This window comes from Bradyrhizobium sp. CB1717, assembly GCF_029714325.1.
Classification (GTDB): domain Bacteria; phylum Pseudomonadota; class Alphaproteobacteria; order Rhizobiales; family Xanthobacteraceae; genus Bradyrhizobium.
This window is the reverse complement of the sequence record NZ_CP121666.1, coordinates 3374058-3395249: the sequence shown is the minus strand read 5'-3', so window position 1 is coordinate 3395249 and position 21192 is coordinate 3374058. Positions and strand designations below refer to the sequence as shown.

The following is a 21192-nucleotide window of genomic DNA, read 5'->3' as shown; positions in this document are numbered from 1 at the left end:
CCTCCCGGAGGAGGTTCGGAGGGGGTGGCCAGAAGCACCCGGCACTTGTGGTCGCCCCCTCTTTCAATTTTCGGCCTGATTATCCCGCCTGCATGGCCCGCGCCGCCGAACTGTGGCGGCGGATGAGATCGGCGACATCCAGGCCCGGGATGGCCCCGTCGATCACCGCCCATTGTCCCGCCACCATGACCCGGTCGGCCCGATGCGCTCCACACAGCACCAGCGCGGCCAGCGGATCGCCATGGCCGGAGAAGCGCAGCTCGTCGAGCTTGAACAGCGCGAGATCCGCCGCCTTGCCGACGGCGATCTCACCGAGCTCGGCACGGCCGACACAGGCCGCCGAGCCCTTGGTGGCCCAGCGCAGCGCATCCTTGTGACTGACCTTGGTCACGCCGTAGCGCGCCCGCTGCAGCAGGAAGGCCGCACGAACCTCCTGCATCAGGTTCGATCCGTCGTTCGAGGCCGAACCGTCGACCCCGATGCCGATGCCGACGCCGGCCTCCTCCATCTCGCACACCGGGCAGCACCCGGATGCCAGCAGCTGGTTGCTGCAGGCGCAATGGCTGACGGTCGTGCCGGCCTTGCCGAGCCGCTTCATCTCGTCCGGATTGAAGAAGATTCCATGGGCGAGCCAGGTCCGCGCATTCAGCCAGCCGCATTGCTCGAGATAGTCGAGCGGACGGCAGCCATACATATCTTGGCAAAATCTGTTCTCGTCCTCGGTCTCGGCGAGATGGGTGTGCAAGCGCACATCGAGCTTGTCGGCGAGATCGGCGGTGGCGCGCATCAGCGACGTCGTCACCGAGAACGGCGAGCATGGCGCCAGCGCGATCTGCACCATCGCATCCGCGCCGCGCTGGTGATGCTTTGCGACCACGCGCGCGCTGTCGGCCAGGATCGTGTCCTCGTCCTGCACGACGCTGTCGGGCGGCAGGCCGCCATCGCGCTGCGACAGGTTCATCGAGCCGCGCGTGAGCAGCACGCGCATGCCGAGCCGCTTTGCGACGCCGACCTCGATATCGACGGATTCCTCCAGCCCCGCCGGGAAGACGTAGTGATGGTCCGTCGTGGTGGTGCAGCCCGAGAGCAGCAGCTCGGACATCGCCACGGTGACGCCGAGTTGCAGCCGCTCCGGCGTCAGCTTCGCCCACACCGGATAGAGCGCCTGGAGCCAGGGAAACAGCTCGCGGTCCATCGCCGCCGGCAGCGCGCGCGTCAGCGTCTGGTAGAAGTGATGATGCGTGTTGATGAGGCCCGGCAGCACGACATGCTCGCCCGCGTCGAACACCGCTACATCCGCGGTCGCAGGCGTGACGCCGGCCGGCACGAGCTCGACGATCCGGCCATCCCTGACCACGATTCCACGCTCGGCACCGTTGGCGAGGATAGCCAGCGGATCCCTGATCCAGATCGGCTTTGCATCGCTCATGAGCCTGCTTCTCCTCACATCTGCTGACGACAGGCCTGCAAGCAGGACGCCAGCCCGAACAGGGTCGTTCACCACTTTGCTTGTTGCGACTTGGCTCCGGTCTTGCAAGACTCTATCGCACGATTCACCGGGCGGAAGCTTTTGGCGCAGCCATGGATTTGAATACCATCACAGCGGTCGCCCATCCGCAAACGCGCGCGCAGCTGCCCGTTTGGACGCCAGGTGATGCTTGGCTCGCGGGCGGCACCTGGCTGTTCTCGGAGCCGCAAGCGCACCTGAAGCGGCTGATCGATCTCACCGATCTGAAATGGCCCGCGCTGACGATCACGGACAGCCATCTCTCCATCGCCGCCACATGCACCGTCGCGCAGCTCGATGGCCTCGCCTGCCCGCCCGACTGGCTCGCAGCACCGCTCATCGGCCAAAGCTGCCGCGCCTTCCTCGCCTCCTTCAAGATCTGGAAGACCGCGACCGTCGGCGGCAATCTTTGCATGTCGCTGCCGGCGGGACCGATGATTTCCCTCACCGCCGCGCTCGACGGTGTCTGCACCATCTGGAAAGCCGGCGGTGGCGAGCAGCGGATCGCCGTCGTCGACTTCGTCACCGGCAACCAGCGCAACCGTCTGACGCCGGGCGACCTGCTCAGGCAGATCGACATCCCGATCGCGGCCTTGAGGCGCCGCACGGCGTTTCGCCAGATCTCGCTCGCGCCAGTCGGCCGCTCGGCCGCGCTCCTCATCGGCAGCTTCGATTCCGATGGCACGCTGACGCTGACGGTCACCGCATCGACGGTGCGACCGATCCGGCTGTCGTTTCCCGAGCCGCCCGATGCGAACACGCTTCGCGATGCAATCATGCAGCAGATCACCGATGATCTCTACCACACCGACATCCACGGCAAGCCGCTCTGGCGCAAGCACATGACGCTGCGGCTCGCAGAGGAGATCCACGGCGAGCTCCTGGGGGCAACATCATGAGCTTCGAGGTCAATGGAACGACGTTCGCGCAGGAGCCGCGCGCCGGGCAGTGCCTGCGCACGTTCCTGCGCGAGCTCGGCCATTTCGGCGTCAAGAAGGGCTGCGATGCCGGCGATTGCGGCGCCTGCACCGTGCTGCTCGACGGCGAGCCGGTGCATAGCTGCCTGATCCCGGCCTTCCGTGCCGAGGGCCGCGCCGTGACCACGATCGAAGGCCTCGGCGGTGACCGCGGCGCGCATCCAATGCAGCAGGCCTTCCTCGACGCGCAGGGCTTTCAATGCGGCTTCTGCACCGCCGGCATGATTCTGACCTGCGCCTCGCTGAACCAGGCGCAACGCACCGATCTCGGATCTGCACTGAAGGGCAATATCTGCCGCTGCACCGGCTATCGCGCGATCGAGGACGCGCTGCTTGGCAAGACCAATGTCGAGGAGAGCGTCGAGGCCGGCGCCGCCTTCGGCCGCAGCCTGCCGGCGCCCGCAGGTCCTGACGTCGTGCGCGGCAAGGCGCGCTATACCTTCGACACCGCAATCGACGGCCTGCTGCACATCAAGCTGCTCCGTTCGCCTCATGCGCACGCCAGGATCGTCGCGATCGACACGTCGGAAGCCCTTCGCGTTCCCGGCGTGCATGCGGTGCTGACGCATGAGGATGCGCCGACCGTCCTGATCTCGACCGCGCGTCACGAGAAGGACTGGATGGACCCCGAGGACACCCGCGTCCTCGACGACGTCGTGCGCTTCATCGGACAGAGGGTTGCCGCGGTCGTGGCCGAGAGCGAGGGCGCGGCCGAGGAGGCCTGCCGGCGGATCAAGATCGAGTACGAAATCCTGCCTGCGCTGATCGATCCGGAGCAGGCGATGGCGCCGGGCGCGCCGATCATCCATCCCGACCGCACCACCGCGAACCGCATCGCCGATCCCCAGCGCAATCTCGCGGCGGAGACGCATGGCGAATATGGCGATGTCGCGGCCGCGCTCGCCACCTCCGCCGTCACTTACGAGGCCACCTTCCACAGTCATCGCGTGCAGCATGCGGCTCTCGAGACCCATGGCGGCCTCGCCTGGCTCGATGAAGCGGGCGTGCTCAACGTCCGCACCTCGACGCAGGTGCCGTTCCTGACCCGGCGCGCGCTGTCGGACATCTTCCAGCTTCCCCAAGACAAGGTCCGCGTGTTCTGCGAGCGCGTCGGCGGCGGGTTTGGCGGCAAGCAGGAGATGTTCGTCGAGGACATCCTTGCGCTGGCCGCACTCAGGACCGGGCGACCGGTGAAGCTGGAGCTGACCCGCGAGGAGCAATTCATCGCGACCTCGACGCGGCATCCGATGCGGGTCCACATCAAGGCCGGCGCCGATGTCGACGGCAAGCTCACCGCGCTCCAGCTCGACGTGCTCTCCAACACCGGAGCTTACGGCAATCACGCCGGGCCCGTGATGTTCCACTCCCTGTCGGAGTCCATCGCCGTCTACAATTGCCCGAACAAGCGGGTCGACGGCTACGCGGTCTACACCAACACGGTGCCGGCGGGCGCGTTTCGCGGCTATGGCCTGCCGCAGACGCTGATCGCGATCGAGGCCGCGATCGACGAGCTGGCCAGGCAGCTCGGCATCAGTCCCTACGAGATGCGCCGACGCAACATCGTCAGGCTGGGCGATCCCATGCTGTCGCCGCCGCCGTCCGAATTTCACGACGTGCTCTATGGCTCCTATGGGCTCGACCAGTGCCTCGACCTCGTCGAACGCGCGATGCAGGCGGACGATCCGCAGCCGGACCTGTCGCCGGAATGGCTGATCGGCGACGGCGTCGCGCTGACCATGATCGACACCGTGCCGCCGGCCGGCCACATCGCCGATGCGATGATCGCGCTCAATGACGACGGCGGCTTCGACTTGACCGTCGGCACTGCCGAGTTCGGCAACGGCACCAGCACCGTCCACCGCCAGATCGCAGCGACGATCCTGGCAACCACCGTCGACAGGATTTGCCTGCGCCAGTCCGACACCGCCCATGGCGGCCACGACACCGGCGCCTATGGCAGCGCTGGCACCTTCGTCGCCGGCAAGGCGACGCAGGCCGCCGCCACGCAGCTTGCGACCGAATTGAAGGCGGCCGCCGCAGACGCCTGGCTGTGCGACGTGGAGAGCTGCGTGCTCGATGGGGACGCCGTCGTCAGCGGCGTGCGCCGCATGCCTTTCGCGGAACTGGCGAAGCTCGCGCACGAGCGCGGCCGGCCGTTCACAGGCACCGGCAATTCCGGCGGCACGCCGCGTTCGGTCGGCTTCAACGTGCAGGGCTTTCGCGTCGCGGTGAACAAGGGCACCGGCGAGCTCAGGATTCTCAGGAGCGTGCAGGCTGCGGATGCCGGCGTCGTCGCCAACCCCATGCAGTGCCGCGGGCAGGTCGAGGGCGGCGTCGCACAGGCGCTTGGTGCTGCGCTCTATGAGGAGATGGTGATCGATACGACCGGCCGAGTCACCAACCCGAAATTCCGCGACTACCACCTGCCCTCCTTCGCCGACGTGCCGCGTACAGAGGTGTTGTTCGCGGAGACGTCGGACGCGATCGGGCCGCTTGGCGCCAAGTCGATGAGCGAGAGTCCGTACAATCCGGTTGCCGCGGCGCTCGGCAATGCGATCGCGGACGCCACCGGCATTCGCTTCACTGCGCCGCCCTTCAAGCCGGACCGGCTGTTTCCGTCGCTGCTCGAGAAGTTCGGCAGTTAGCTGCCGCGATAGGTCGCGTAGCTCCAGGGCGTGACCAGCAGCGGCACGTGGTAGTGATTTTCCGGCTCGCTGATGGCGAAGCGCAGCGGAATCTCGTCGAGGAACGGCGGGTCTGACAGCGGCACATTGCGCTCGGCGTAATATTTGGCGACGCTGAAGCGGAGCTCGTAGCGGCCGATCGGCAATGGACGCCCGCTGATCAGCGGCTGGTCGGTGCGACCGTCCGCATTGGTGACGGTGCGGGCAATCACGCGGCTCTCGCCGAGCGCGGCGAGCTCGACGAGCTCCACCGGGATGCCGGGCGCAGGCTTGCCGGCGTGGTTGTCCAGCACATGGGTCGAAAGCCGGCCATGCACCTTCAGCTTGTCGTCGGCGACGACGAGCTGATCGAGCCGCAACGCCGAGATACGGCCGATCTCCTCGATCGCGCGCCGCGTCTCGGTCTTGGCGATGTTGAGCAGCCGCGTCTCGAAGTCACGCAGCACGGAATCCTTGGTGTGACGACGCACGCAGACGATATAGGGGAAGCCGAACTTTTCACGATACGCGTTGTTGACGCGTTCGAACGCGGCGTATTCGGCCTCCGACAACCGGTCGAGGCCGGCGCTGTTCTGCTCGTCGGTCGATTCTGCCGTCAGGCCCGCCGCACGCTGGGTCTTGTTGGCGAGATCGGGATGCGCCCGGATCAGCGCCAGCTGCACGTCGGGCTCGGCAGCCTGGATCGCCGCCATCAGCGCCGTGTGCAACTGGTTGATGCCGGTGAATGGCCGCTGCTCGGCAAGCTTCTCCGCAATCCACGGCGAGTATTCGACGACGTTGGCGAGCGCGGCGACGAAATCGGCCCCACTGGCGGCATTGAGATCGGCGAGCGAAATCTGCGGCATTGTCCTCACTCGATCTCGAACGCATCGGCGGCGAGATGCGCGTGCTTGTCGTGCCAATGCTGCGCGATCTGCAGCCGGGTCGGCACCCAGACGCGCTCGTGCTTGCCGATATAGTCGAGGAAGCGGATCAGGCCCGCAGCACGGCCGGGCCGACCGGCGAGACGGCAATGCAGGCCGACCGACATCATCTTCGGCGCAGTCTCACCTTCCGCATAGAGCACGTCGAAGGCATCCTTGAGATAGGTGTAGAACTGCTCGCCTTCGGCAAAGCCCTGCGGGTTGATGAACCGCATGTCGTTGGCGTCAAGCGTATAGGGAATGATGAGCTGCTTGCCCTTGGGGCCCTTGATCCAATAGGGCAGGTCGTCGGCGTAGGAGTCGCAGAGATAGAGGAAGCCGCCCTCCTCCATCAGCAGCCGGTTGGTGTTGATCGAGGAGCGCCCGGTGTACCAGCCGAGCGGCCGCGCGCCGGTCGCCTCGGTATGGACGCGAATGGACTCGGCGATCTCGGCGCGCTCCTGCGCCTCGGTCATGTCCTTGTGCTCGATCCATTTCAGGCTGTGGCTGGCGATATCCCAGCCCGCCTCCTTCATCGCGGCTACGATTTCCGGATTGCGCTTGAGCGCGGTGGCGACGCCGAACACGGTGGTCGGCCACTTCCGCTCGGTGAACATCCGCCACAGCCGCCAGAAGCCGGCGCGCGAGCCATATTCGAACATGGATTCGATGTTGGCGTGGCGCTGGCCCGGCCAGGGCTGGGCGCCGAGCACGTCGGACAGGAACGCTTCCGAGGCCCGGTCACCGTGCAAAATGTTGTTCTCGCCGCCCTCCTCGAAATTGACGACGAACTGCACCGCGACCCGCGCCTCACCCGGCCATTGCGGGTGCGGCGGGTTGCGGCCGTAACCGCGGAGATCGCGCGGGTAGCGGGCGTCAGTCACTCAGACTTCCTCGAAGCGGATCGGCAAGGCGCCCTTCCAGAGCACGCTCTTGCCGAGGGTCGCCAGATTCTCCAACCCCGAGGTCACGGTGATGAAGTGATTGCCGGCGAGCTGGCCCATCTTGCTGGCAAAGCTCACACCGCCATAGGCCATCAGGATCTCGGTCTCGCTGATGCCGCCGGGATAGAGGATGATCTGGCCCGGTGCGGGATAGCTGGTGTGGTTCTCGTAGCCGACGCCGAAATCGAGGTCACCGAGCGGCATCCACACCGCCTCGCCGCTCCAGCGCACATGGATGATGTGGCTTTCGAACGGCATGGCCTTGCGGAACGCGGCAACGGTCTTGGGTGCCGCTTGCTCCTCGAAGCGTGCGTCGAAGGTATAGTCGCCGGCGCGGATAACGAGTTTGCTCATCTCATCTCTCTGAATCGGGGGCGATGCGCCCCGCGGGGAACTTTCAGCAAAAAGCACTCCATCGGGCTTCGCGCAAGGGGCGCGGTCCGTCACCTGCGGTCGTAGGACCAGCCGAAAATGCCGCTCCGCCGCACCTCCGGCTCCGGCTCGGCGGTCGGCGCAGCCGCGGCCGGTGCTTCCTTCAGTTCCGCCTGCGGCGGCGGTGCGGGCGGTGCCGGCAGGTTCTCGCATTTCATGGAATAGACCAGCTTGCCGTCCGCGGTCCGCCCGATCGGCGCGCAGGGGTCCGGATGCGCCGCTGAACTCTTCGGGGTGGGTTTGACCTGCGCCGCCGCCGGTGCGGCGATCAGGAGAAGGACCAGCAGATATTTCGACATCGTTGTCGCCTGGAAAGCCAATTCGCCCCATTGAACCGGATTGCAGCGGGCAAGTCCATCGGCGCCGTGGGCCGGTTGCCGAATATTTAGCCGGGACCAAAAAATTTGCTCGCTCCAACGTGAAGGCGGCACCCGCTGATATTCGGAAAGGCGCATCGCCATGTCAGCCGCGACGACGACAACATTTCTCACAGCCGAAACGTCGTCACGGGAGAAACAACGATGCAAAAGACTTTCGCCCTTCTCGGCGCCATGCTGGTTGTCGCCGCCACCGTCCAAACCGCCGCCGCAAGCGACCGCCACCACGCCCGCAAGGCGCACCCCGCTCCCATCACCCAATCGGTGCGCGACTCCAACGCCGCCATGTGGCCGTCGCAGCCGAGCGTGCCAGACTGGTCACGCTACGCCAACGGCGCGATGTCGGCGCCTGCGGGACGGTGATGCTGGAAGCGTGGAGCGCTGTCCCGTCCCTCTCGTGTCCCGGACGCGCAGCAGCGTGTAACGCTGCTGCGCAGAGCCGGGACCCAGAAGCCGCAGGATGCAGTGCCGCGACATCGGCCCCCAACGTCGTCATTGCGAGCGCAGCGAGGCAACCCAGAATTCCTCCGCGGTAAGACTCTGGATTGCTTCGCTGCGCTCGCAATGACGGAGCATGAGGCAGCAGCGTCGCTCTTTCGGCTTGCATTTCAACTTACAGACACGCCTCCGCATCCTCGCGGCTGAATTCGCCCGAGCTTTGCTTGGTCTCTCCACCCTCTCTAGCCAAGAGGGCGCAGGGAAGGCCGGGTGCCGACCTCGCACCCGCGGTCCGCTGCGCGAAGATGTAGCGCAAAGGAACCGCACAGCAGCATACAGGTGGAGCCAATCACTCGGCCTTCCCTGCGCGATGGTCGGACGGCTTATGCCGCGCTCTCCCGGGAGCCGAGTTCATTCTGGCCTCCCTCACTCCCGCGAAATTCACCAGCATCGCGCCGGTTGACGCGATCACCGCATCCGCAAGAGCTTGACCGTAGCAACGACGGCCAGGACCACACGGTTTTGCCGTACGCGCGGCCCGCCATTTCCGCCGCAGTATTCCCAGCCCCGTCGACGAAGCCGGAAACTTACAGACGAGACGAACCTGTCAGCGCCGTTCGTCCGCGCGCGGCCGCGGGCTCACCGGGGACTACCCTCCCTGCCCGCACCTTTCGCGCCCGACGCTGCCGCGTCCACCGCAAACCCGGCTCGCGAAAATGACGACCTCATGATCGCCCCTCAAGGATGAGCCGGGATGGGCGACACATACGACAAATCCGAATTTCGGTAAAGCGAAATATTTTGACATCGGTCGATTGACCCAGCGATCGCGTGTTTTGCCCGACAGGCAGCGCAAGGTCTTGTAGCCCTGGTGAGCGAAGCGATACCCGGGACAGAATCCACGCCGCCTCCTGATGTCGCTTCGCTCATCCGGGCTACAAGCTGGTCGCGCTATTCCAACGGCGCAATGTCGGCGCCTGCAGGGCGTTGATGTGAAAGTGGGAATGCTGCGGGCCTGGCTTCGCGACACGACTGCGAAGCGCCAAAAAAGGAGTGGGTTACGCTTTCGCGAACCCACCCATGGCAATACCTGCGAAGCTGTCCGGCCCGACAGCCGCGTCCGAACTCAATGGTCGTAATTGCCGCAGATGGCCGAGGGGCCTCCGCCGGCACAATAGCCCCCAGGGATGTAAGGGCCCGGAGGACGGTTCGGCCCCCGATAATAGTTGGAACCGCCGTAATAGGCTGGACCACCGTAGTAGCCTGGACCCCGATCGTAATAATAACGATCCTCGTAGTAGTCGCGGCGACGGCTTTCGGCGATCGCGCCGATGGCCAGGCCGGTCGCCGCGCCCATGATGGCAAGGGCTGCAGCATTCGGTCCGCGGCGATAGTAACGGCGCCTGGCCGCGCTGAAATCGGTGGCGTCGGAGGCGGCCTGTCCAGCAACGGCGGCCTTCGGCGGCGGTGTGGTCGAAGCGGCAGCCGACGGCGACGCGGAGACCGCGGCCAGGGCGAGGGTTGCGAACGCGGCCAGCACCGTCTTGCGGCCGGCTGCGGAAATCATGCGTCCAGCACTCATTTTGACCTTCCTATGCTCTCGCCCGATGTAACGCGTGCAAACCATACATAATGCGCAAACCACTGAAATGGTTTCCTGATCGCGGCAATCTGCCACGCTTTGAATGATTGTAAACCGAACGATCCGATCCAGCTTGCGCCACTCAACCTGAGCGGATAATGAACAGCCGCGCCGTTTTTCGGTCGCCGTAAGCGTTTCACGTGAACCAACGCATCAACCGACGCCGTCGGGATCGATGCCAATTTCGAAGGTTCAACGTGACTGACGCGTCCTATTCTTCAAGAGAAATCAGATGATTGCGGTTCGCAAACTGCCGGCGCGCTATGCGCCGATCGTGATGCCATTCGTGCTGTCCATCCTCATGACGGCCGTGGTGTCGGTCATTTCGACGCTCCGGAGCCTCGGCGCAACGCCGGCGTTCCTCGCCACCTGGCCTGGTGCCTGGGGGCTGTCATGGCTCGTCGCCTTCCCAACGCTGCTCGTGGTGCTGCCGCTGGTCCGCCGGATCGTGGCCTGCCTCGTCGCTTCGCCGCCCCAACAAGGCCGATAGAAGGCGCGGACGGCGGCGCACGCAGCCCGCCGCCCCGCTTCAACGCTTTACGACAACGCCCCCAGCACGCCGCGCGTCGCCTTGTCGATCTCCTCGACATAGCGGCGGCGGGCGAAGGTCTCGGTGAGGAAGCCGACCACCTTGCGGCTGTCGGTGGAATCGACCACCGCCAGCATCTCTGCCTCGGCCTCGTCGAACACCGCCATCGCCGATTTCACGTTCATTTCCGGAATCAGCACGATGTCGATCAGGCGGGCCAGCTCGATCACCTGGATGTCGTCGGCGATGGTGTCGAGATCGCTGGAGTACAGGTCGGGCAGCAGGACGAGGCCGACATATTCGTCCGCGTTGTTGACGATGACTATACCGGGCCGCGACCCCAGCGCGAATTCGCGGCGCACAGCCGCGATCGTCGTGGTCGAAGGCACCTTGCCGACGTCCGAGCGCATCAGGCGCTCGACCGTGAGATTGCGCAGCCAGCCGACGTCGTTGGCGCTGCGGATGGTCTCGCCGCGCAGATGCAGGCGCCAGGTCGAGAAGGAGTGGCCGAACATGAAGCGCACGCAGATCGAGGTGACGATGCAGCCGGCCAGCACCACCGCGGTGACGTCGACATTGCGGGTCATCTCGAGCACGAGGAACGACATCGTCAGGGGGCCACCGACGATGGCGACGCCGAGCGTCGCCATGCCCGTCAACATCGCCACCAGCGGATCGATCACGAAGTTCGGGCTGATCAGTTCCAACAGCTCGGCGAAGAACTTCCCGATCAGACTGCCGACGAACAGCGAGGCGAAGAACAGGCCGCCGCGGAAGCCCGAGGCGAGCGAGATCAGGCAGGCCGTCACCTTCAATGCGATGATCAGCGCGATCAGGCCGATCGTCATGTCGTGAAACAGATCGAGCACCATTGCGCCGTGGCCGGCCGCCAGCACCTGCGGCGTGACAATCGCAAAACCGCCGACGATGAGGCCGCCCGCCACCGGACGGAGCCAGACCGGCAGCCAGGCGAACAGGCGCTCGAACATCGGCGAGGAACGCATCACGGCGATGCCGACGCCGCTGGTGATGAGCGCAAGCCCGATCAGCGCCAGATATTGCTCGACACCGACGGCGCTGACCTTGGGGATCTCCAATGAATACGGTGCGCCGCCGAGCCATTGCGCGGTCAGCGCGCCCGCCAGCGAGGCCGCGAGGATCGGCGCGGCGCTGCCGACCGAATAGACGCCGACGATCAGCTCGCAGGCGTAGAAGGCGCCGGTGATCGGCGCACCGAACGCCGCCGCAATCGCGGCGGCCGCACCGCAGCCGACCATCAGGCGCAAATCGTTGCGGCGCAAATTGAAGAACTTGCCGAGCAGCGAGGCGATGCCGGAGCCGATCTGGGTATAGCCGGCCTCGAGGCCGACCGACGCACCGCAGCCGTTGGAGATCAGCGTCTGGCTCGACACCACCACGCTGTCGCGCATCGAGAGATTGCCGCCGCGCAGGGCGTTGGCCTCGATCGGGTCGACCGCGTTGGAGATCTTCATGCGCCGCCGCGACCATTCCATGATGCCGAGCGCAAGTCCGCCGAGCGCAGGCGCGAGCAGCGCAGCCCAGGGGCTCACGCGGGCATTGGCCGACAGGCGAACGTCGACGGGGATGCCGTAGATCACCACATGGGCGATCTGCGCGATCTCGGCCATCAGCGTCACGATCGCGCCGGCAAGCGTGCCGATCACGAGCGCCAGCGGGATCAGGTAGAACTCGTTGCTGCGCAGCAGCGCGCGCAGCCGAACCATGGTGCGGTTCGTTCCCTTGCGATCGACGAGACGCCTGAGCCGTACGAACACCTTCTACCCGCCCCTACCCTTCCGACAGGCCGTAGCCGGTCATGCGCTGGCGGACCCGTTCGATCTCGTCGCTGGAAAGCAGCGGCGGTTGTCCGATCTGGAGGCAGCCGTGATATTGCCGCGCGAGCGTCTCGACCTCGACAGCGAGCCACATCGCCTTGTCCAGCGTCTTGCCGATCGCAATCATGCCGTGATGGTCGAGCAGGCAGGCGAGCCGCCCCTCCAGCGCCCGCACCGCATGCTCGGACAGTTCCTCCGTTCCGAAGGTGGCATAGGGCGCGCAGCGGATGCTGTCGCCACCGGCAGCCGCGATCATGTAGTGCACGGGCGGGATCTCCATGCCCATGATCGCCAGGATGGTGCAATAGGTCGGATGGGCGTGGACGACGGCGTTGACGTCGGGCCGCGACTTCAGGATGTCGCGATGGAAGCGCCATTCGCTGGACGGCTTTTGATGGCGCGCGTGCGAGCCATCCATCGCCATGAACACGATCTGCTCCGGCGTCATGGCGTCGTAGGGCACGCTGGTCGGCGTGACCAGAAGCCCGTCCGCATGCCGGAGACTGATATTGCCTGAGGTGCCCTGGTTGATGCCGAGCGCGTTCATGCGACGGCAGGCGTCGATGATGGCCTGTCTCTTGGCGAGTTCGTCCGCTGTCATCGACATCCCGATGTCCTGGCGCTGGTGAAAGGGGAAGTACGTCAAAGCAACGTGGCAGTGCAAGCGAAAGCGACCGGTCCGTCCCACCGCTGGACGGCGCGCATGCCCCTTCTCGAAATAGACCGTAAAATCAACAAATTAACAGATTGTCGCAGGCCTAGGCGAGGCTCGCCCGGACGGCGGCTATGCCGTTGATCACGAACTGCACCGAATAGGCCGCGAGCAGCATGCCGAGCACACGCGAGAGCACGGCATTTCCGGTGCGCCCGAGGGTGCGGGCGATCAGGTTTGCGGAGAGGAAGCAGAGCATGCAGAGCAGGCACACCGCGAGCACAATCGCGATGATGATCGCGAGCCGCGCGCCGTAGCCGGCGTCGCCCGACAATAGCAGCGTGGTCGCGATCGCGCCGGGGCCGGCCATCATCGGGATGGCCAGGGGAAACACCGCGACGTCGGAGGCATGCTCCGAGGTCGCCTTGTCGGCCTCGCGCGCCTCGCGATGCGGACGGTCGCCGAAGATCATCTGGTAGGAGACGCCGAACAGCAGCAGCCCGCCAGCGATCTGGAAAGCGGGGATGCCGATCCCGAGCTGGCGGAGCAGCCAGTTTCCGACCAGCGCGATCACGACCAGGATCGAGGCCGCGATCAGCGGCGCCCGCAGCGCGATCGTCCGCTTGACCTTGTCAGGCATGCCGGAGGTCGCGGCCAGGAAGGCCGGTGCAAGGCCGACCGGATCGACCACCAGCAGCAGCGTCACGAAGGCGGACAGGGCGAAGTCGAGCATTGGAAAGCGTCTCTGGCGTAGCTCAGGCAGGAAGCCATAGCGGCTCGCGGCCGCCTTCGCGAGGAACATTTGCTCATCCCGACTCTTGATCGGCTGTGGATTTGAGGAAGGCGACGCCTTCCCGTGTCACCTCAAGAGGAGGATGTATGGCTAAACGAGCGAAGAAACGCACGAGCAAGACCGCGGCTCGCCGGCCGCGTCAGGCGCCGAAGATGCTCAGCGACCTGTTCCTGGCAACGCTGAAAGACATCTATTTCGCCGAGAACAAGATCATCAAGACCCTGCCCAAGATGGCCAAGGCCGCGCAGTCGAAGGACCTCACGGCCGCCTTCAACAAGCATCTGCGCGAGACCCAGGGTCAGGTCAAGCGTCTCGACCAGATCTTCAAGATGCTGGGCAAGCCCGCACGCGGCAAGCCTTGCGAGGCCATCAACGGCATCGCGGACGAGGGCGCCGAGATCATGAAGGAGTTCAAGGGAGCCCCCGCCCTCGACGCCGGACTGCTCGCAGCGGCGCAATCGGTCGAGCATTATGAGATCTCCCGCTACGGCACGTTGCGCACCTGGGCCGAGGAGCTCGGCATGCAGGACGCAGCAAGGCTGCTCCAGGAGACGCTGGACGAGGAAGAGGCGACCGATCGCACGCTGACGGAGCTTGCCACCTCCGTCATCAACCTCGAAGCGGAAGACGAGTACCGCGCCGCTGCCTGATGCCGCGCTGTGATGACAGAACGCCGCGGCCGGGCCGCGGCGTTTGCTTGTTGGATCGCACGATGGCGCATGGCACGTCAGCGCCACTGCACTGGATTTCCGGGGAACCAGCCCCATATGCAGGCTTTCCCAGCCCCCGAGTCCGCATCATGCAACCCAAAAATCCCCTCGACTGGATGCTGTCCGAAGCCCTGGACTCGCTGACCCGCGCCGAACGGCTGCGGCACCAGTTCGGTCGCCAGGAAGCCTGCTGGGAGCCGCCGATCGACGTGCTCGAGACCGAGCATGAGCTTTTGATCCTGGTCGCGCTTCCCGGCGTCAATCCGGACAATGTCGAGACCGTCATCCATGACGGCGTGCTCGTGATCTCCGGCCAGCGCACGCTTCCGCCGGAGCTTCGCAACGCCCGCATCCACCGGCTCGAGCTGCCGCAGGGGCGTTTTGAGCGCCGCATCGCGCTGCCCCTTGGCCGCTACGCCATCAGCCGTTTCGTGATGGACGGCTGCGTCGCACTGCGCCTCGCCAAATCCTGAGGTCGATCATGGCCACCGAACAGATGAATACCGCACAGACCAATTCCCAAAACGGCTCCGACGTGAAGATTCCCGAGGACGCACTGATCATCATCCCCGTGCGCGAGATGGTGCTGTTCCCCGGCGCCATCGCGCCGATCGCGATCGGCCGCGCGAAGTCCATCGCCGCCGCGCAGCAGGCGCTGCGCGAGCAGCGCCCGGTCGGCATCGTCCTGCAGCGCAGCCCCGAGATCGAGGAGCCCGGCCCCGACGATCTCTACCGGGTCGCGACCATCGCCAACATCGTGCGCTACATCACCGCGCCCGACGGCACGCATCACATCGTCTGCCAGGGCGTGCAGCGCGCGCGCATCCTCGACTTCCTGCCGGGGACGCCGTTCCCGGCCGCGCGCATCCAGCAAATTCCTGAGCCGACCACGACCTCGCCCGAGATCGAGGCGCGCGCGTTGAACCTGCAGCGCCAGGCCATCGAGGCGATCGAGCTGCTGCCGCAGGCGCCGCCCGAGCTGGCCGCGATGTTCCAGGGCACGAGCGCGCCCGGCGCGCTGGCGGATCTGGCGACCTCGTTCATGGACATCAAGCCGCAGGACAAGCAGGAGGTGCTGGAAACCATCGACCTCGCGCTACGCGTCGAGAAGGTGTCGAAGCATCTGGCCGAGCGGCTGGAGGTGCTGCGCATCACTAATGAAATCGGCCAGAAGACCCGCGCCACGTTCGACGAGCGGCAGCGCGAGGCGATCCTGCGCGAGCAGATGGCGACCATCCAGCGCCAGCTGGGCGAAGGCGACGGCAAGGCCGCTGAGGTCACCGAGCTGACGGCCGCGATCGCCAAGGCCAACATGCCGCCGGAAGCGGAGGCGCATGCCAAGAAGGAGCTGCGCCGCTACGAGCGCATGCCCGAGGCGGCCGGCGAAGCCGGCATGGTCCGCACCTATCTCGACTGGCTGATCGAGCTGCCCTGGGCGCTGCCCGCGGAGAAGCCGATCGACATCAAGGAGGCGCGGCGCATCCTCGATGCCGATCACTTTGGCCTGGAGAAGATCAAGAGCCGGATCATCGAATATCTGGCGGTGCGCAAGCTCGCCCCGCAGGGCAAGGCCCCGATCCTGTGCTTCGTCGGCCCGCCCGGCGTCGGCAAGACCTCGCTCGGCCAGTCCATCGCACGCGCGATGGATCGCCCCTTCGTGCGCGTCAGCCTGGGCGGCGTGCATGACGAGGCCGAGATCCGCGGTCACCGGCGTACCTATATCGGCGCGCTGCCCGGCAACATCATCCAGGGCATCAAGAAGGCAGGCAGCCGCAACTGCGTCATGATGCTGGATGAGATCGACAAGATGGGCCGTGGCGTGCAGGGCGATCCCTCCGCTGCCATGCTGGAGGTGCTCGACCCCGAGCAGAACGGGACGTTCCGGGACAATTACCTGGGCGTGCCCTTCGACCTGTCGCGCGTGGTGTTCATCGCGACCGCCAACATGCTGGACCAGATCCCGGGTCCGCTGCTGGACCGCATGGAGCTGATCAGCCTCGCCGGTTACACCGAGGACGAGAAGCTGGAGATCGCGCGGCGCTACCTGGTGCGGCGGCAGCTCGAGGCCAATGGCCTCTCGGCCGAGCAGGCCGAGATCGAGCCGGAGGCCTTGAAGCTGATCGTCAAGGGCTACACCCGCGAGGCCGGCGTGCGTAACCTCGAGCGCGAGATCGGCAAGGTGTTCCGGCACGCCGCGGTGCAGATCGCCGAAGGCACGGCTGCGAAGGTCGTGGTGAGCCCGAAGGACATCGCCACGGTGCTCGGCCAGCCGCGCTTCGAGGGCGAGATCGCGCAGCGCACCAGCATTCCGGGCGTGGCCACCGGCCTTGCCTGGACGCCGGTCGGCGGCGACATCCTGTTCATCGAGGCCTCGCGCGTGCCCGGCCGCGGCGGCATGATCCTGACCGGCCAGCTCGGCGAGGTCATGCGCGAGAGCGTGCAGGCTGCGCTGACGCTGGTGAAGAGCAGAGCCAACCAGCTCGGCATCGATCCCCAGCTGTTCGAGAAGAGCGACATCCACGTCCACGTTCCGGCGGGTGCGACCCCGAAGGACGGACCGAGCGCAGGCGTCGCCATGTTCACGGCGCTGACGTCACTGCTCACCAATCGTACGGTGCGCAGCGACACCGCGATGACCGGCGAGATCTCGCTGCGCGGCCTGGTGCTGCCGGTCGGCGGCATCAAGGAGAAGGTGGTGGCTGCGGCCGCCGCCGGCCTGAAGCGGGTGATGCTGCCGGCGCGCAACAAGCGGGACTATGACGACATCCCGCAGAGCGCACGGGACAATTTGGAATTCATCTGGCTGGAGCGCGTCGACGAGGCCATCGCCGCAGCGCTCGAGCCGGCGGCAGCCCAAGTCAATGCGAACGTCGATGCGAAGGTCGAAGCGGCGGAGTGATGCGATGAAGAAACTGCTGGAAGAAGCGAAGAGATCGCGGAAAACGCAGCGGCTGCGCCAGCTGCTCGATCGCGCCATCGACCGGGTTCGCGATGCGCTCGCAGGCCCCGGGCCGCGGCTTCAGCCGGTCCCGGTCCGGGTGAAGCGCCGCAAGGGTTGAGCCCTCCGTCTCAGGCCCTCGCGGCTGCCCCAAATAAAAGGCCCCCTCGTTGCGAGGGGGCCTTTGCGTTTATCAGGCCACGGCGTCCTTGGCAGCCTTGACCGGGCGGGCGCGGACGATCTTCCGGGCCGGCTTGGCCTTGAACATCATCTCTTCACCCGTGAACGGGTTGGTGCCCTTGCGCGCCTTCGTCGCGGGCTTCTTGATGACCACGAACTTGGCGAAGCCCGGCACCAGGAACAGGCCGTTCTTCTTGAGCTCCTTGTGGCCGACGTCGGTCAGCGTCTCCATGACGCTCTTGACGTCGCGCTTGGAAAGCTCGGTGGCGGTCGCAATCTTTTCGATCAACTGCGATTTGGACATTTGGGCTGGCATCGTGTCTCCTCTGATTCGTTGCCGGTTGCATATTAGACCAAGCGGCGAAGGCCTATAGCCTTCTGCACAGTTTTGTCGCGATTTTACGGGCTTTTTTGGCCCCCTGTGGCAAAAAACCCTGCTTTTTAGCTACTTCCGGAGCGAAAGAAGCCTCGGGCAGCGGATTTTACCTTGTTTCAAAGGCCCGCACGCAACCTTGCTAAAGCTGATTCGCGGCTTTCGACAAGCGACGACCGAACGACCGCGTGCGATTCACCCTGAAAAATAAGGGTTGGATCGCACTGCAGAGGCTTTTTCTCCCGTTTTTACGGGGAGAAGCGAAGAGGAGGTAGGTTAGACGCGCTCGATGATGATGGCGGGCGCCATGCCGCCGGCGGCGCACATGGTGACGAGACCGCGCTTCAGGTCGCGCCGCTCGAGCTCGTCGAGCACGGTGCCGATCAGGATCGAGCCGGTCGCGCCGATGGGATGGCCGAGCGCGATGGAGCCGCCATTGACGTTGACCTTGGCGCGGTCGAGCTTGAGGTCGCGGATGTATTTTTCCGCCACCACAGCAAAGGCCTCGTTGATCTCGAACAGGTCGATGTCGTCGATGGAGAGCCCGGCCTTTGCCAGCACCTTGCGCGTCGCCGGCACCGGCGCGTTCAGCATCAGGGTCGGCGAGTCCCCCATATTCGCCATCGCGACGACACGGGCGCGGGCTTTAAGGCCATGCGCCCTGGCATAGGCGGGCGAAGCCAGCAGGATCGCGGCGGCGCCGTCGACGACGCCGGACGAGTTGCCGGCGTGATGGACGAAGTCGATCTTCAGGTCCGGATATTGCTGCAGGATCAGGCCGCGATAGGTCGTGCCCTTGTCGTCAAGCGCATAGTCGGCAATGGCGGGGAACGCCGGCTTCAGGCTGCTGAGGCCTTCCATCGTGGTCTGCGGGCGCGGATATTCCTCGTGGTCGAGCGCGAGGCTGCCGTCCTCGCGATGCACGGGCACGAGGCTCTTCTTGAAATGGCCGTTCGCCATCGCGTGCGCGGCGCGCTTCTGGCTTTCGAGCCCGAGCGCGTCGACGTCCTGTCGCGTGATGCCTTCCAGCGTCGCGATCGCGTCGGCGCAGACGCCCTGATGCGACTGCGGATGCTTTGCCCGCAGGCGCAGATTGCCGGAGTCCATCATCATCGGCCCGCCGCCGCGCCGTCCTTCCATCGACATCATCTCGCAGCCGCCGGCGATGACGAGGTCTTCGGCGCCCGCCATGATCGAGGATGCCGCCATGTTGACGCTGGTGATGCCGCTTCCGCAGAAGCGGTCCAGCGTCACCGCGCTGGCGCGCACGTCATAGCCGGCATCGAGCGCCGACATGCGGCCGAGATCGCCGCTTTGCGTTGCGACCTGCGCGCTGCAGCCCCAGACGATGTCGTCGACGTCGGCGGTATTGATGCCGGTGCGATCGGCGAGCGCGCGCAGCACGGTTGCGCCCAGCTGCTGCGGATGAATGCCCGACAGTGCTCCCTTGCCGGCCTTGCCGACGCCCCGCGGGGTGCGGCAGGTATCGATGATCAGCGCGTCGGTCATGGGCGTTGTCCTCTTGTTATGAGTGTTGAGGACGTTTTGAATAAGGGGGAGAGTGGTGTCAATGCGGGACCTCTGCCCTTCGCCTCTCCCCGCTTGCGGGGAGAGGTCGGATTTTACGCGCAGCGGAAAATCCGGGTGAGGGGGAGCTTCGGCAAGGACGGTGACAGATGGATTCGCGGAGAGAGCCCCTCACCCCTACCCTTTCCCCGTAAGAACGGGGAGAGGGAGAAGAGCTACACCCCCGCCGCGTTCTTCGCGATCACGTTGCGATAGAAACTCGCGCTCAGCTTTGCGGTGCGGACCTGGGTGTCGAAGTTGACGTGGTAGAGGCCGAAGCGCTTGCTGAGGCCGAACACCCATTCGAAGTTGTCCATCAGGCTCCAGAGGAAATAGCCACGTACCGGCACGCCTTCGGCGGTGGCGCGCTGCAGCTGGGCGAGATAGTTGCGCAGGTACATGATGCGGTCGGTGTCGTAGATCTTGCCGTCGGGCGAGACCACATCGTCGCCGGAGGTGCCATTCTCGGTGATGTAAATCGCGTCCGTCTTCCAGATCTTCGCCGCAAGCTTCGGCACCCAGTAGATCGTCTCTGGCGCGATGCGGAGCCAGTCCGAACTCATGTGCGGGAACGATTTCGGGATCGGCAGCGGCCTGAAGCCCGCGTCCTCCTCGGACGGCACCACATAGTTCTGCGGTGCATAGATGTTAAGGCCGAGGAAATCGACCGGCGAGGAGATGATCTTCAATTCGGCGTCGGTGTATTTCGGCGCATCGGCGCCGGCATATTTCAGGAAGGCGTCGGTGTAACGGCCTTCCATGATGACGTTGAGATAGCCGGCATTCATCTCGCGCAGCGCGATCTCGGCGGCAAGGACATGCTCGGGCGTATCGATGGCGGGAACGCAGACGTCGATGTTCTCGGCAGGTCCCACCCTGGTGCCGCGGCGGCCATGGGCCCGCACCGCCTGCACCGCGAGCCCATGCGCGAGCGCGCTGTTGTGCCTGACCTGGTTGACCTCTCGTTGCGGCAGCGTCACGCCGGGCGCGTCGATGCCAAGGCCATAGCCGAACTGCACGAAGCGGCCGCTCTCGTTCAGCGTGAACACGTTCTTCACGCGATCGGTCAGGTGCTCGGCGACATAGGCCGCATAGTCGCCGAAGATCTTGCATGTCTCGGTCGAGCGCCAGCCGCCGAAGCGGTCCTGCAGCGATTGCGGCAGATCCCAGTGATAGAGCGTCGCCCACGGCTCGATGCCGTTCCTGAGCAGTTCGTCGATGAGCCGATTGTAGAAGTCGAGGCCATTGGGATTCGGCTTGCCGTCACCATCCGGGAACACCCGCGGCCAGGCGATCGAGAAGCGATAGGCCTTGCAGCCGAGCTCCTTGATGAGCGCGATATCCTCCTTATAGCGGTGGTAGTGCTCATTGGCGCGGTCGCCGGTCGTGCCGTCCTCGATCTTCCCGGGGATGCGCACGAACTTGTCCCAGATCGAGACCCCTCGCCCGCCCTCGTTGACCGCGCCCTCGACCTGATAGGACGAGGTCGCGGTGCCCCAGAGAAAGCCCGCCGGAAAGCCGCTGTCGCGTGAGGCCGCGCCCGCCGGCCTGGCGCCAGCGCCCTCCAGAGGGTTTGCGATTGCTGCCGCGGACAATCCCGCCAGCGCGGCAAACTGGCGACGCGAGACCTTGTCCGACATGTGATGCTGCCCCCGAGGTGGTTGTTGCAGCCGCACAATGACGGGTTACGGG

At 65.5% G+C, this 21192-nt stretch carries 20 protein-coding genes; 8 read left to right on the top strand and 12 right to left on the bottom strand.

Annotated elements, in window-relative coordinates; genetic code table 11:
• Nucleotides 1–79: 79 nt before the first annotated feature.
• The gene (locus QA649_RS16020; protein WP_283025032.1) at nucleotides 80–1429 is read right to left on the bottom strand and encodes an 8-oxoguanine deaminase; all 1350 of its coding nucleotides are present in this window, start codon (nucleotides 1427–1429) and stop codon (nucleotides 80–82) included.
• Nucleotides 1430–1581: 152 nt separating this feature from the next.
• Here QA649_RS16020 and QA649_RS16015 point away from each other — a divergent pair, with 152 nt between their 5' ends.
• Nucleotides 1582–2406, top strand: a complete 825-nt coding sequence (locus QA649_RS16015) for an FAD binding domain-containing protein (RefSeq protein ID WP_283025031.1) — start codon at nucleotides 1582–1584, stop codon at nucleotides 2404–2406.
• Nucleotides 2403–5129: a molybdopterin-dependent oxidoreductase gene (locus QA649_RS16010; protein ID WP_283025030.1), complete on the top strand. Its 2727-nt coding sequence runs from the start codon at nucleotides 2403–2405 to the stop codon at nucleotides 5127–5129. The genes QA649_RS16015 and QA649_RS16010 overlap by 4 nt, the downstream gene beginning before the upstream one ends.
• Here QA649_RS16010 and uraD read toward each other — a convergent pair.
• From uraD to QA649_RS15990, 4 genes are all read right to left on the bottom strand, one after another.
• Nucleotides 5126–6013: a 2-oxo-4-hydroxy-4-carboxy-5-ureidoimidazoline decarboxylase gene (gene uraD / locus QA649_RS16005; RefSeq protein ID WP_283025029.1), complete on the bottom strand. Its 888-nt coding sequence runs from the start codon at nucleotides 6011–6013 to the stop codon at nucleotides 5126–5128. The genes QA649_RS16010 and uraD overlap by 4 nt on opposite strands.
• Before the next feature lie 5 nt (nucleotides 6014–6018).
• Nucleotides 6019–6954, bottom strand: a complete 936-nt coding sequence (puuE, locus tag QA649_RS16000; RefSeq protein ID WP_283025028.1) for an allantoinase PuuE — start codon at nucleotides 6952–6954, stop codon at nucleotides 6019–6021.
• Entirely contained in the window at nucleotides 6955–7368 is a 414-nt protein-coding gene (locus QA649_RS15995) for a DUF3830 family protein (protein ID WP_008134648.1), read from the bottom strand.
• Between the two features lie 89 nt (nucleotides 7369–7457).
• Entirely contained in the window at nucleotides 7458–7745 is a 288-nt protein-coding gene (locus tag QA649_RS15990; RefSeq protein WP_283025027.1) for a hypothetical protein, read from the bottom strand.
• Nucleotides 7746–7967: 222 nt separating this feature from the next.
• On the opposite strand from QA649_RS15990, the gene QA649_RS15985 reads away from it, so the two are divergent.
• Nucleotides 7968–8186 carry a hypothetical protein gene (locus QA649_RS15985; protein ID WP_283025026.1) on the top strand — a complete coding sequence of 73 codons (219 nt, stop codon included), beginning with the start codon at nucleotides 7968–7970 and terminating at the stop codon, nucleotides 8184–8186.
• A gap of 1201 nt (nucleotides 8187–9387) precedes the next feature.
• Here QA649_RS15985 and QA649_RS15980 read toward each other — a convergent pair.
• Nucleotides 9388–9843 carry a hypothetical protein gene (locus QA649_RS15980; RefSeq protein ID WP_283025025.1) on the bottom strand — a complete coding sequence of 152 codons (456 nt, stop codon included), beginning with the start codon at nucleotides 9841–9843 and terminating at the stop codon, nucleotides 9388–9390.
• Nucleotides 9844–10135: 292 nt separating this feature from the next.
• Between QA649_RS15980 and QA649_RS15975 the strand changes: the two genes are divergently transcribed.
• Nucleotides 10136–10393: a DUF2798 domain-containing protein gene (locus QA649_RS15975; protein ID WP_283025024.1), complete on the top strand. Its 258-nt coding sequence runs from the start codon at nucleotides 10136–10138 to the stop codon at nucleotides 10391–10393.
• A 47-nt stretch (nucleotides 10394–10440) separates the two neighbouring features.
• Here QA649_RS15975 and QA649_RS15970 read toward each other — a convergent pair whose 3' ends face one another.
• The 3 genes from QA649_RS15970 to QA649_RS15960 form a co-directional block, all read right to left on the bottom strand.
• Nucleotides 10441–12228 carry a chloride channel protein gene (locus tag QA649_RS15970; protein WP_018647940.1) on the bottom strand — a complete coding sequence of 596 codons (1788 nt, stop codon included), beginning with the start codon at nucleotides 12226–12228 and terminating at the stop codon, nucleotides 10441–10443.
• Nucleotides 12229–12241: 13 nt separating this feature from the next.
• Complete coding sequence (locus QA649_RS15965; protein ID WP_283025023.1) at nucleotides 12242–12895, bottom strand: L-fuculose-phosphate aldolase; 654 nt, start codon at nucleotides 12893–12895, stop codon at nucleotides 12242–12244.
• A gap of 151 nt (nucleotides 12896–13046) precedes the next feature.
• Nucleotides 13047–13673: a MarC family protein gene (locus QA649_RS15960; protein ID WP_026312812.1), complete on the bottom strand. Its 627-nt coding sequence runs from the start codon at nucleotides 13671–13673 to the stop codon at nucleotides 13047–13049.
• 146 nt (nucleotides 13674–13819) lie between these two features.
• On the opposite strand from QA649_RS15960, the gene QA649_RS15955 reads away from it, so the two are divergent.
• The 4 genes from QA649_RS15955 (at nucleotide 13820) to QA649_RS15940 (ending at nucleotide 17502) form a co-directional block, all read left to right on the top strand.
• Nucleotides 13820–14383, top strand: coding sequence for a ferritin-like domain-containing protein (locus tag QA649_RS15955; RefSeq protein WP_283025022.1), 564 nt, complete (start codon nucleotides 13820–13822; stop codon nucleotides 14381–14383).
• Between the two features lie 149 nt (nucleotides 14384–14532).
• The gene (locus QA649_RS15950; RefSeq protein ID WP_018647936.1) at nucleotides 14533–14916 is read left to right on the top strand and encodes an Hsp20/alpha crystallin family protein; all 384 of its coding nucleotides are present in this window, start codon (nucleotides 14533–14535) and stop codon (nucleotides 14914–14916) included.
• Between the two features lie 8 nt (nucleotides 14917–14924).
• Complete coding sequence (gene lon, locus QA649_RS15945; RefSeq protein WP_283025021.1) at nucleotides 14925–17342, top strand: endopeptidase La; 2418 nt, start codon at nucleotides 14925–14927, stop codon at nucleotides 17340–17342.
• A gap of 4 nt (nucleotides 17343–17346) precedes the next feature.
• Complete coding sequence (locus QA649_RS15940) at nucleotides 17347–17502, top strand: hypothetical protein (protein ID WP_018647934.1); 156 nt, start codon at nucleotides 17347–17349, stop codon at nucleotides 17500–17502.
• A 72-nt stretch (nucleotides 17503–17574) separates the two neighbouring features.
• Here the strand turns inward: QA649_RS15940 and QA649_RS15935 are convergent, their stop codons facing one another.
• From QA649_RS15935 to QA649_RS15925, 3 genes are all read right to left on the bottom strand, one after another.
• On the bottom strand, nucleotides 17575–17877 hold the full coding sequence (locus tag QA649_RS15935) for an HU family DNA-binding protein (RefSeq protein ID WP_008139488.1): 303 nt from the start codon (nucleotides 17875–17877) through the stop codon (nucleotides 17575–17577).
• Between the two features lie 333 nt (nucleotides 17878–18210).
• Nucleotides 18211–19443 (bottom strand): acetyl-CoA C-acetyltransferase, encoded by a 1233-nt coding sequence (locus tag QA649_RS15930; protein WP_283025020.1) that lies wholly within the window; start codon nucleotides 19441–19443, stop codon nucleotides 18211–18213.
• Between the two features lie 233 nt (nucleotides 19444–19676).
• On the bottom strand, nucleotides 19677–21140 hold the full coding sequence (locus QA649_RS15925; protein ID WP_283025019.1) for a GH1 family beta-glucosidase: 1464 nt from the start codon (nucleotides 21138–21140) through the stop codon (nucleotides 19677–19679).
• Nucleotides 21141–21192 lie beyond the last annotated feature (52 nt).

Coding starts and splice junctions, on each gene's coding strand:
- QA649_RS16020 (WP_283025032.1), bottom strand. CDS start 1,429: ATGAGCGATGCAAAGCCGATCTGGATCAGGGATCCGCTGGCTATCCTC.
- QA649_RS16015 (WP_283025031.1), top strand. CDS start 1,582: ATGGATTTGAATACCATCACAGCGGTCGCCCATCCGCAAACGCGCGCG.
- QA649_RS16010 (WP_283025030.1), top strand. CDS start 2,403: ATGAGCTTCGAGGTCAATGGAACGACGTTCGCGCAGGAGCCGCGCGCC.
- uraD (WP_283025029.1), bottom strand. CDS start 6,013: ATGCCGCAGATTTCGCTCGCCGATCTCAATGCCGCCAGTGGGGCCGAT.
- QA649_RS15995 (WP_008134648.1), bottom strand. CDS start 7,368: ATGAGCAAACTCGTTATCCGCGCCGGCGACTATACCTTCGACGCACGC.
- QA649_RS15990 (WP_283025027.1), bottom strand. CDS start 7,745: ATGTCGAAATATCTGCTGGTCCTTCTCCTGATCGCCGCACCGGCGGCG.
- QA649_RS15985 (WP_283025026.1), top strand. CDS start 7,968: ATGCAAAAGACTTTCGCCCTTCTCGGCGCCATGCTGGTTGTCGCCGCC.
- QA649_RS15980 (WP_283025025.1), bottom strand. CDS start 9,843: ATGAGTGCTGGACGCATGATTTCCGCAGCCGGCCGCAAGACGGTGCTG.
- QA649_RS15975 (WP_283025024.1), top strand. CDS start 10,136: ATGATTGCGGTTCGCAAACTGCCGGCGCGCTATGCGCCGATCGTGATG.
- QA649_RS15965 (WP_283025023.1), bottom strand. CDS start 12,895: ATGTCGATGACAGCGGACGAACTCGCCAAGAGACAGGCCATCATCGAC.
- QA649_RS15960 (WP_026312812.1), bottom strand. CDS start 13,673: ATGCTCGACTTCGCCCTGTCCGCCTTCGTGACGCTGCTGCTGGTGGTC.
- QA649_RS15955 (WP_283025022.1), top strand. CDS start 13,820: ATGGCTAAACGAGCGAAGAAACGCACGAGCAAGACCGCGGCTCGCCGG.
- QA649_RS15950 (WP_018647936.1), top strand. CDS start 14,533: ATGCAACCCAAAAATCCCCTCGACTGGATGCTGTCCGAAGCCCTGGAC.
- lon (WP_283025021.1), top strand. CDS start 14,925: ATGGCCACCGAACAGATGAATACCGCACAGACCAATTCCCAAAACGGC.
- QA649_RS15940 (WP_018647934.1), top strand. CDS start 17,347: ATGAAGAAACTGCTGGAAGAAGCGAAGAGATCGCGGAAAACGCAGCGG.
- QA649_RS15935 (WP_008139488.1), bottom strand. CDS start 17,877: ATGCCAGCCCAAATGTCCAAATCGCAGTTGATCGAAAAGATTGCGACC.
- QA649_RS15930 (WP_283025020.1), bottom strand. CDS start 19,443: ATGACCGACGCGCTGATCATCGATACCTGCCGCACCCCGCGGGGCGTC.
- QA649_RS15925 (WP_283025019.1), bottom strand. CDS start 21,140: ATGTCGGACAAGGTCTCGCGTCGCCAGTTTGCCGCGCTGGCGGGATTG.